The 7,946-nt window shown below is 70.2% G+C and carries 8 protein-coding genes and 1 pseudogene; 2 read left to right on the plus strand and 7 right to left on the minus strand.

Going from position 1 to position 7,946, the window contains the following annotated elements:
* The coding region (locus KN815_RS43720) for a zinc ribbon domain-containing protein (protein WP_216347309.1) at positions 1-298 on the plus strand (298 nt) is incomplete at its 5' end.
* A gap of 86 nt (positions 299-384) precedes the next feature.
* On the opposite strand, the gene KN815_RS43725 is transcribed toward KN815_RS43720, so the two are convergent.
* The 6 genes from KN815_RS43725 to KN815_RS52485 form a co-directional block, all read right to left on the minus strand.
* Positions 385-2,112, minus strand: coding sequence for an acyl-CoA dehydrogenase family protein (locus tag KN815_RS43725; RefSeq protein ID WP_216347310.1), 1,728 nt, complete (start codon positions 2,110-2,112; stop codon positions 385-387).
* A gap of 1 nt (position 2,113) precedes the next feature.
* Entirely contained in the window at positions 2,114-2,923 is an 810-nt protein-coding gene (locus KN815_RS43730) for an acyl-ACP desaturase (protein WP_216347311.1), read from the minus strand.
* Positions 2,920-3,174 (minus strand): acyl carrier protein, encoded by a 255-nt coding sequence (locus KN815_RS43735; protein WP_216347312.1) that lies wholly within the window; start codon positions 3,172-3,174, stop codon positions 2,920-2,922. The genes KN815_RS43730 and KN815_RS43735 overlap by 4 nt, the downstream gene beginning before the upstream one ends.
* Before the next feature lie 91 nt (positions 3,175-3,265).
* Entirely contained in the window at positions 3,266-4,123 is an 858-nt protein-coding gene (locus KN815_RS43740) for a class I SAM-dependent methyltransferase (RefSeq protein WP_216347313.1), read from the minus strand.
* Positions 4,107-5,807, minus strand: a complete 1,701-nt coding sequence (locus KN815_RS43745) for an AMP-binding protein (RefSeq protein ID WP_216347314.1) — start codon at positions 5,805-5,807, stop codon at positions 4,107-4,109. Before KN815_RS43745 ends, KN815_RS43740 begins: the two co-directional genes overlap by 17 nt.
* 92 nt (positions 5,808-5,899) lie before the next feature.
* Positions 5,900-6,160, minus strand: coding sequence for a transposase (locus KN815_RS52485; protein WP_372458627.1), 261 nt, complete (start codon positions 6,158-6,160; stop codon positions 5,900-5,902).
* On the opposite strand from KN815_RS52485, the pseudogene KN815_RS51185 reads away from it, so the two are divergent.
* Positions 6,054-6,296: pseudogene (locus KN815_RS51185) on the plus strand (glycosidase); the annotation flags it as partial. The gene KN815_RS52485 and the pseudogene KN815_RS51185 overlap by 107 nt on opposite strands.
* Positions 6,297-6,320: 24 nt before the next feature.
* On the opposite strand, the gene KN815_RS43755 reads toward KN815_RS51185, so the two are convergent.
* A partial coding sequence (locus KN815_RS43755) for a hypothetical protein (RefSeq protein WP_216347316.1) occupies positions 6,321-7,946 on the minus strand: 1,626 nt, incomplete at its 5' end.

Below are 7,946 nucleotides of genomic sequence, written 5' to 3' on the forward strand. Positions count from 1 at the left end.
GGCGGGAGTGCCGGTGGTGTACGTCGATCCGGCATACACCTCGCGCACCTGCGCCGAATGCGGGCACATCGACAGGGCGAACCGGGTCTCCCAGGCCTGGTTCGCGTGCCGGTCCTGCGGATTCGTTGATCACGCAGACCGGAACGGCTCCCGCAACATCCGCGCCCGTGCGTGGGAGTTGCGGCGATGCGGGGCCCCGTCAACGGCCCCCGCCCCACCACCGCGTCAGCGGGACGGGGCTGGACGCGAACGCAGCACCATCGCCAGTGGTGCCCGTTGCGCAAGCCCGACGCTTTAGCGCCGGGTAGTTGACATGCGACGTGGCATAGCGGCCACCGCACTCGTCGCGGCCATGGCGCTCGCGGCGACGCCCGGCGAGCGGCGTCAGGTCGGCCGCACCCGATCGGAGTCCCGGGCGGCGGTGACCGTGCGACGGACGTAGTCGGCGTGCGCGAGAGGCACGTCGAGCAGTGCCGCGGGCACGTCCAGCAGATCGAGTACCTCGGTGTGCCGGCCGGCGCATCGGTCGCTGAGCGCGCCGCGCTGCGCCATCAGTCCCCGGATCCCCGCGCCGTCCAGCAGTCCCTCCGCCAACAGATGGTCAGCCAGGCCCAGCAGGCAGGTCACGGCGTAGAGTTGTCGTACGGTGTCGTCGACGGCGCCTCGGGAACGGTCCGTCCACCGGCGGAGCAGCAGGGCCGCGCAGCGCGCGTCGACCTGCGGTCGGCACAGTGCGCCGCGCTGCGACGTCCTCCAGCGCCGGAGAAGACGCTCCGCCAGCGCTTCCAGCAGGTCGATGCCGTGGCCGCACGAGCGCAGGCCGTCCTCGGTGACGGCGGGCACGGTGGGAGAGGCGTCGTCCATTCTCGTGTTTTTCGCGGCGACACGGACGCTCTCGTAGCACAGGACAGTGTTGTCGCCGCCGAAGGTGGTGTTGATCTCGCCGTCCACGCGTGCGGTGACGATCTCGTTGTGGCTGTGGAACCCGTGGCCCCCGCACAGCTCCCGCAGAACGACCAGGGCCGCGTTGGCCGCCCATGAAGCGTGGGCCTTGGCCCCGGAGGTCAGTCCGTAGAGCGTCTGCCGGTTGCGGGTGACCGGCTCTGCCGCGTAGCGACTGGTCCACTCCTCGATGAGGTGCTCGGTCAGGTGGTGGAGGGCGAGTGCCCCGGCGACGACGGGCATGAGGCGTTCGCGGTAGTGCTGGTAGCTCAGGAGAGTGCTGCCGAAGGTCTCCCGGTGAGTGCTGTAGCGAAGAGTGATCGCCGCGCAGCGCCGCAACACCCCGGCCGCTCCCGTCACGGGGAAGATGCGTTCCTGAGAGAACGTCTCCAGGCAGCGCAGATAACGCCCTCGCCTGGCGATCTCGGAGACGTACCTGCCGGAGTCGTCGATGTGCGCCCAGGCGCTCAGCAGGGCGTCCGGCGGAATCCGGTACTGATCGAAATGAATCATTCCCGTCTGGTTCCCCGCGATCCCGCCCTTGGGGTCGGCACGGCGAATGCGCACGCCGGGGAACGGCAGCGCGCCTTCCGTCGGCCGCAGCGGAACTCGGAACCAATGGTGGCCCTCGTCGGCACCGTCGACCACCAGCCGGGCGAGGAGCATCGCGTGCGTCGCGGAGAACAGGCTGTTGCCGATCCAGTACTTCGCCGCGTCATCGGAGGGTGTCATCACGCGCAGTGACCGGTCTTCGTGCCGGTAGTGGACTTCGGTCCCGATGGACAGGAGGTTGGTCCCCCGGCCGATCTCGGTCACCGCGAAGGCGTACACCCGCTCCATCCGGTCGATCTCGTCGCGGTACGCCGCCACCTGTGCGGGACTGCCGTGCGAGAGCAGCGCGCTGCCTGCGAGTTGCTGGTTGCCGATCGTGGAGACCAGCGAGATGTCGAAGGCGCTGACCCAGCCCAGGGTGCGCACCAGGTCGGGGAACCGGGTTTCCCGGCTTCCCCCGCACCATGCCTCGCTTCCCACCAATCCCTTGGCGTGCAACGCCTTCGCGCGTTCGACCGTCAGGAGCATCAACTCGTCCACACCCAGTTCGTACCGGGCGAGCGGATCGAAGAGGGGCTCGACGAGAAAGCCGGTGACAGGCGCTTCGGGTCCGGGCACGTCATTTCTCCTGACCGTGCGGCGGGGCCGTCGTGCCGGGTTTGGCGACGGGCAGGTCGTGGCGGGTCAGGTCCAGGGCCTTGAGGGTGGGAGCCACGATGTCGCGGAGGTAGACTTGGCCGTTGATGCCGGTGGAGCGCATCAGGGCGGTGCGGGCATCGGGATCCGGGAGGAGTTGTTCCGCGGGCATGTGGAACGTCCGCAGGACATGCGCCAGATCGGCCAGGGTTCCTTCTCGGTCGTCGTCGAGCAGGAGGGCGACCATGTGTTGGTAGAACTTGGTGTGGGCCATCTCGTCGCGGCCGATGAGGCGGTAGATGTCGGCGAGGACCTGGTGATCGGTCTCCAGGGCCAGGGCGCGCTGGGAGCGGTAGACCACGAAGGTGGTGAGTTCCTGCATCATGCCGTAGATCAGCATTTCGCGGGGACTCTCGTACGGGCGCTCCCAGCGTTTGGCCAGCACGGTGTCGGCGTAGTCGTGGAGTTGTTCTTCGGTGCGCTGACCGCTGCGATGCAGGTACTCCCGCAGGGCGAGGGAATGCTTGGATTCCTCGTACCCCCAGTTGGCCGCGAACCAGGCCTGGGCGTAGTTGCGGCCGAAGAGTTCCAGATGGGTGTTGAGATAATCGGGGAGGAACATCTCCACGCCGAAGAACGTCTCGGCGTTGGTGGCGAGTTGCGGATCGCTCTTCGAGCTGTCCAGCGCGTCCCAGTCGATGTCGTTGAACAGATTCCACCTGCGGGTGCGCTCGGCGTTCTCGAAGAACGTCATGTAGGAGCGGTGGAAGGATTCGCGCAGGTTTCTGTTCATGAGGCGGTGCGGTTCACGAGTTCGGCGGAGATCAGGTCACACAGCCCTTGGAAATCGGTCACGGAGTAGAGATTTTCGTCGGGCAGGCGGATGTCCAGCTCCGTCTCGGTCCAGGTGACCAGCTCCAGCAGTTGCAGGGAGTCGATGCCGACCGAGTGGAGGTCGGATTCCAGGGTGAGCGGGGGCTGCTCGGCGGACGTGATCTGTCGCAGACCGCGGTCGAGGAGGGCCAGCAGGTCGTCCTGTGTCATCGGGGTTCCCTTTCCTGTGCGGTAGTACCGGTGTTTCGTGAGACGGCGTGAGCACCACCGCCTTGTTCGACGGCTGTGGGCCGCAGTGCTTTCACTCGGGATCGTCGACCCGGCGCAGGCACCACTGGGAGAGGGTCATGTGCCGGCGGGCGAAGGAGTTGATGCAGCAGCTCAGATACCGGTCATAGGTCTCGAAGAGTTCGTTGCCCCAGCGGTCGCGGATTTCTTCTTCGTGGGCGCGCAGCCGGGTGCGCCAGTGGGTGGTGGTCCGCTCGTAGTCCTCGCGCCTGGTGCGCAGATGCATGACTTCCCAGTAGGGCCCTACGGCCATGATGATGTCCTCGGCACGGGGTGTCATGCCCCCGGGGAAGATCGTCCTGCTGAGCCACTGGAGCTCCCGCGCCTCCTCGGGGCGGCGGGGCAGGCGGTCGCGCAGCCCGGTCTGGAGCGCGAAGTGGGCGCCGGGGCCAGTCCACGTCCACGCCTTGTGGAAGTAGTCGCGGTAACGCGCGACAGCGCGGCCCGCGCGGGCCTCCTCGGGAGTGCAGACGTGCTCGATCATGCAGATGGACTGCACCGCGTCGAAGGTGTGGGACGGCGTGAAGTCGCGGTAGTCGACACAGGAGACGCTTACTCCCGGCATGTCGCGACGCAAGATCTCGTTGTACTGGGCCTCGGAGAGGGTGATGCCGTGCGCCTGGGCGACGTGGCGTTCCTCAGTGAGGTAAGCGAGGTTGTTCCCCCAGCCACAGCCGATGTCCAGCACCCGGCTCTCCGGTGTGATGCGGGCGAAGTCGTGCAGGATGCCGAGCTTGGCGAGCTGGGCGGTGTCGAGGTCGTCGGTGTCGTCGAAGACGCCGCAGGTGTAGTTCATCCGGCTGTCGAGCCATAACTGGAAGAACTCGGGATCGAGGTCGTAACTGACGGCTATGTCAGCCCTGCTGGACATGGAGGACACCTTCCAGGTATTGGCGGCGGGTTTCCTGCCGCCGTGGCTTTCCCGAGGTCGTTTTGGGGACGGTGCCGGGCCGGACGGCGACAACGTCGTGGACGGGAATGCCCAGAGCGGTGGCCACCGCCTCGCGCACGGCGGGGGCCAAGCCGGAAACGGCCGAGGTGCGGCACTCGACGACGATCACCAATTCCTCGGACTGCGGACCGGGGCGGGTGCAGGCGACGACGCCGCCCGCGCGGACGCCGGAAACGGTCTCGGCGAGCCACTCCACGCGCTGTGGGTCGATATTGCGGCCGTTGAGTATCAGCAGATCCTTGACGCGTCCGGTGACGAACAACTCCCCTTCGGCGAGGTAACCGAGGTCTCCGGTGCGCAGCCAGCCGTCCGGCAGGAAGGACGTGCGGGTCTCCTGTGGAGCCGCGACGTAGCCGTGGGCGACGGAGGGGCCACGCACCCAGACTTCACCGACGGCGCGCTCACCGAGGGCGTCGCCGTGGGGGTCACGGATGACGATCTCGTAGCCCGGCAGGGGCGGTCCGCACCCGACGAGGGTGCTCACGCCGTCGGCTGGGTCCGGCAGCCCGGCCCCACCGTCGGTGGGGTCTGCCTCACCGGTGGGATCCGTGCCGACGGGGGTGGCCTGCCCGGCGGACAACGCGGCCGTCCGGACATGGTCCACGCGGTACAGGCGGTCCGGTGGGGAGAGCGCGACCGCGAGGGTGGCCTCGGCCAGCCCGTAGCACGGCATCAGGGCCTCGGGAGCGAGGCCGGTGGGGGCGAAGGCACTGAAGAACCGTTCCAGCACCGCATGGTTGATGGGCTCAGCGCCGCATCCGAGCACGCGCACATGGCCGAGGTCCAGGGCGGCGGTCCGCTCGGCCGAGGTCCGGCGGGCGCTCAGCGCGAAGGCGAAGTTGGGCGCGAAGCTGATCGTGGCGCGCCGTTCGGACATCGACGACAGCCACAGCCCGGGATCCCGCACGAAGAAGCGGGTCGGGATGAAGGAGACGGGGACGCGGGCCAGCAGGGGCGCCAGCACGAATCCGACCAGTCCCATGTCGTGGTGGAGTGGGAGCCAGGAAAGACCTCGGTCGATGGCCGGGTCGCTGCGCAGGCCGTCGTGCATGATGGCCAGGCCGTTGGCGAGTACCGATTCCATGCGCGCCGGGACGGCACGGGGATTTCCGGTGCTGCCGCTGCTGAACTGCAGGTACGCGGTCGCGTCCGGCTCGGGGTTGTGGGGTGGTAACTCTTCCGGCGGCGCGGCGACGACGCTGTCCAGGGCGACCGGCCTCCCACTGCCCTCGGGCGGTTCGGTGTCACCGCGCAGCGCGATCACCCGGGGCTGCGCGATACGCGCCATCGCCGTCACGTGGGCGCTCCACGCGGCGTGACGCCCCGCCGCGGGCGGCGGTGGCAAGGGAACGGGGACCACGCCAGTCCACAGGGCGCCGAGGAAGGCCGGGACGAATACCTGCGGGTCGGTCGCCTCGACGGCGACCCGGTCGCCGGGCCTCAGGCCGGCCTCACGCCATCCCCGTGCGGCCGACCAGACGCCCCGGAGAAGGTCGTGCCGGCTGACAGCGGTCCATTCGCCGTTTTCGCGGAGGTATTCATGGGCGGGCCGGTGGTCGTTCGCGTAGCCCGCCAGTACATCGGTCACCCAGGCTTCGTGCATGTGCCGCCGATCCTTTTCTTCGCAACCGAAGATCAATTCTCCAGCGCTACCCTGCTGTGTCAAGTTTGCTGGTGGGGTGGGTGAGTTGAGGCTTACCGGTGGTGCCGGCCGTGTCTGGCTCGGCGAGTGGTGACACAGCGTGTCCGTAGACGCTGACTGTCGGCGTTGCGGAACCCGAACGCGTTGCGGGCGACGAGCTTGATCACGCGATTGATCCCTTCGCTCTTGGCGTGTCCGCCCGAACCGATCCGACCGGCCGGGCGCGTGGGGCCCTTGATGCGGGCCCCCAACGACGTCACCGCCGAACTCTTCGAGTGGAAGTACGGCTCCGTCGCCAAGGAGTGCACCAGCACCCTCGACCCCGCCGGATACGGCTATGCCGAGGTGTCCCCGGCCACCGAGCACATCCAGGGCGGCCAGTGGTGGACGTCCTACCAGCCCGTCAGCTACAAGATCGCCGGTCGGCTCGGCGACCGCACCGCCTTCAAGGGTCGGGGCATGTCCAGCGGAGTGTCAGCGCAATGGGCTCAGGCGGCCACCATCCGCCAGCCGAGCCCTGAGGTCGGCGCGGGCGCCTGCCTTCGCGGGGAGGGTCAGGCCGCGGCCGTAACCGCGGCCCCGGACGCCGCCGGTGGCGACGATCCCGGTGACCTGGCGGCTTCCGGCGGCCAGCAGATACCACCGGCCGGATCGCGCCTTCCACAGCACCCCCGCCAGCACCCGCGGCTCGCGCGGGCCGCAGGCGGGGGAGTTGTTGGCGCTGGAGACGACCGCGCCCGTCGCGCCCCGGCGGGTGTCCCACGGCTGGAACTGGGCCAGGACCTTGCTGCCCGTGTCCCGCCAGGTGTCGGCGCGGGTGCACAGCCAGGCCGCGTGGCCGCCCGCCTCCGGCAGGGCCTGGGCGGCGAACCGCCAGGCGTTGACCGAGCGCACCCCCCGCCCGCGCATCATCGCCAGCCGGCACCCGGTCCTGGCCCAGCTCGCGCGGGCCGCCCGCCCCGCCACATCGCGCACACCGGCGCCGGGGGCGCCGTACGTGAGCCGGGCCGGGGCGAGTTCGCCCAGGTCGGCGACGAGCCGGGAGCCGAACTGTAGGGCGGGCCAGCCACGGCAGGGCCGCAGTTGCGCAACGGTGCGCACCGGGTCGGTCACCCCGTGCCCGGTGCGGTGCAGCGGACGCGGCGCCCTGGCCGGGTGGAGCAGATCCCGCACCCAGGCATGGCGCACCCAAGGGGCGGTCAGATAGCGGACGTTGCCGTCCGTGCGGCTGAGGACCAGCGCGGTCGAGGTGGCCGCGTCGGCCGCGTCCAGCCGGGCGAAGTCCAGCGCGACGGCACTGCCCTTGCCCGCCTCCGCGTACCGCGCCACCCGCAGCCCGTCGTACAGCAGCACCACCGTGGCCTGGTCCACCTCGCCCGCGAACAGCAGTTGCGGCGGCCCCGAGGGCGGCCCGGACTGCGTGCCCAGGGTGGCCGACACCCGCACCGAACGGCCCGGCCGCGCCCACACGGCCAGCGCGCGGCGCAGCAGCGCGGTGTCCCGTACGCGGTCGCCGCGCGCGGGCCAGGAGGAGAACCCGGCCCGGGAGGCGTTGCGCCAGGCGTCGGGCGCGGCCCGCGTCAACCGAGCCGGATCCAGGGCCCGTTCGGAGGATGGATTACGGGCGTACGAGGGCGCGGCCGCACCGTTCGGCCCCCAGCCCCGCCCCGGCACACCCAGCAGCGTTCCGCACACCACCAGGGCCACCACGGCCACCAGCACCGCCCGCACATGCTGACGGCGGCGCATCAGATCGGTGGGCCGCGCCTGGAGTGAACACGGGTCGAACTCGGCGGACTCCAGCAGCGATTCGTCCCGGCTGCCGGTCTGCTCCGGCACCGAATCCGCCTCGTCCAGCGCGGCCCGCGCGTCGTCGACCCCCGCGGCGCGCAGCAGGGTGCGCGCCTCGTGCTCGCCGAGCCGCTCCAGCTCCCGCAGTACGTACGCGGCGCGGCCGGGGCCGGACAGCTCCGACAGGGCCCGCTCCAGGGCGAGTTCATCGGCCCCGCCGGAGCGCGGGAACAGCCGCAGCCCGAACACCTGCGGCAGCGCCGGGGGCCGCTGCCACCAGCGCCGCGGCCGGGCGGCGCGCAGCGCCAG

The organism is Streptomyces niphimycinicus (genome assembly GCF_018883605.1).
Taxonomy (GTDB): Bacteria; Actinomycetota; Actinomycetes; order Streptomycetales; family Streptomycetaceae; genus Streptomyces; species Streptomyces niphimycinicus.

Excerpts from the sequence above, each read along its gene's own strand:
- KN815_RS43730 (WP_216347311.1), bottom strand. The coding sequence starts at position 2,923 with ATGAACAGAAACCTGCGCGAATCCTTCCACCGCTCCTACATGACGTTC.
- KN815_RS43735 (WP_216347312.1), bottom strand. The coding sequence starts at position 3,174 with ATGACACAGGACGACCTGCTGGCCCTCCTCGACCGCGGTCTGCGACAG.
- KN815_RS43740 (WP_216347313.1), bottom strand. The coding sequence starts at position 4,123 with ATGTCCAGCAGGGCTGACATAGCCGTCAGTTACGACCTCGATCCCGAG.
- KN815_RS43745 (WP_216347314.1), bottom strand. The coding sequence starts at position 5,807 with ATGCACGAAGCCTGGGTGACCGATGTACTGGCGGGCTACGCGAACGAC.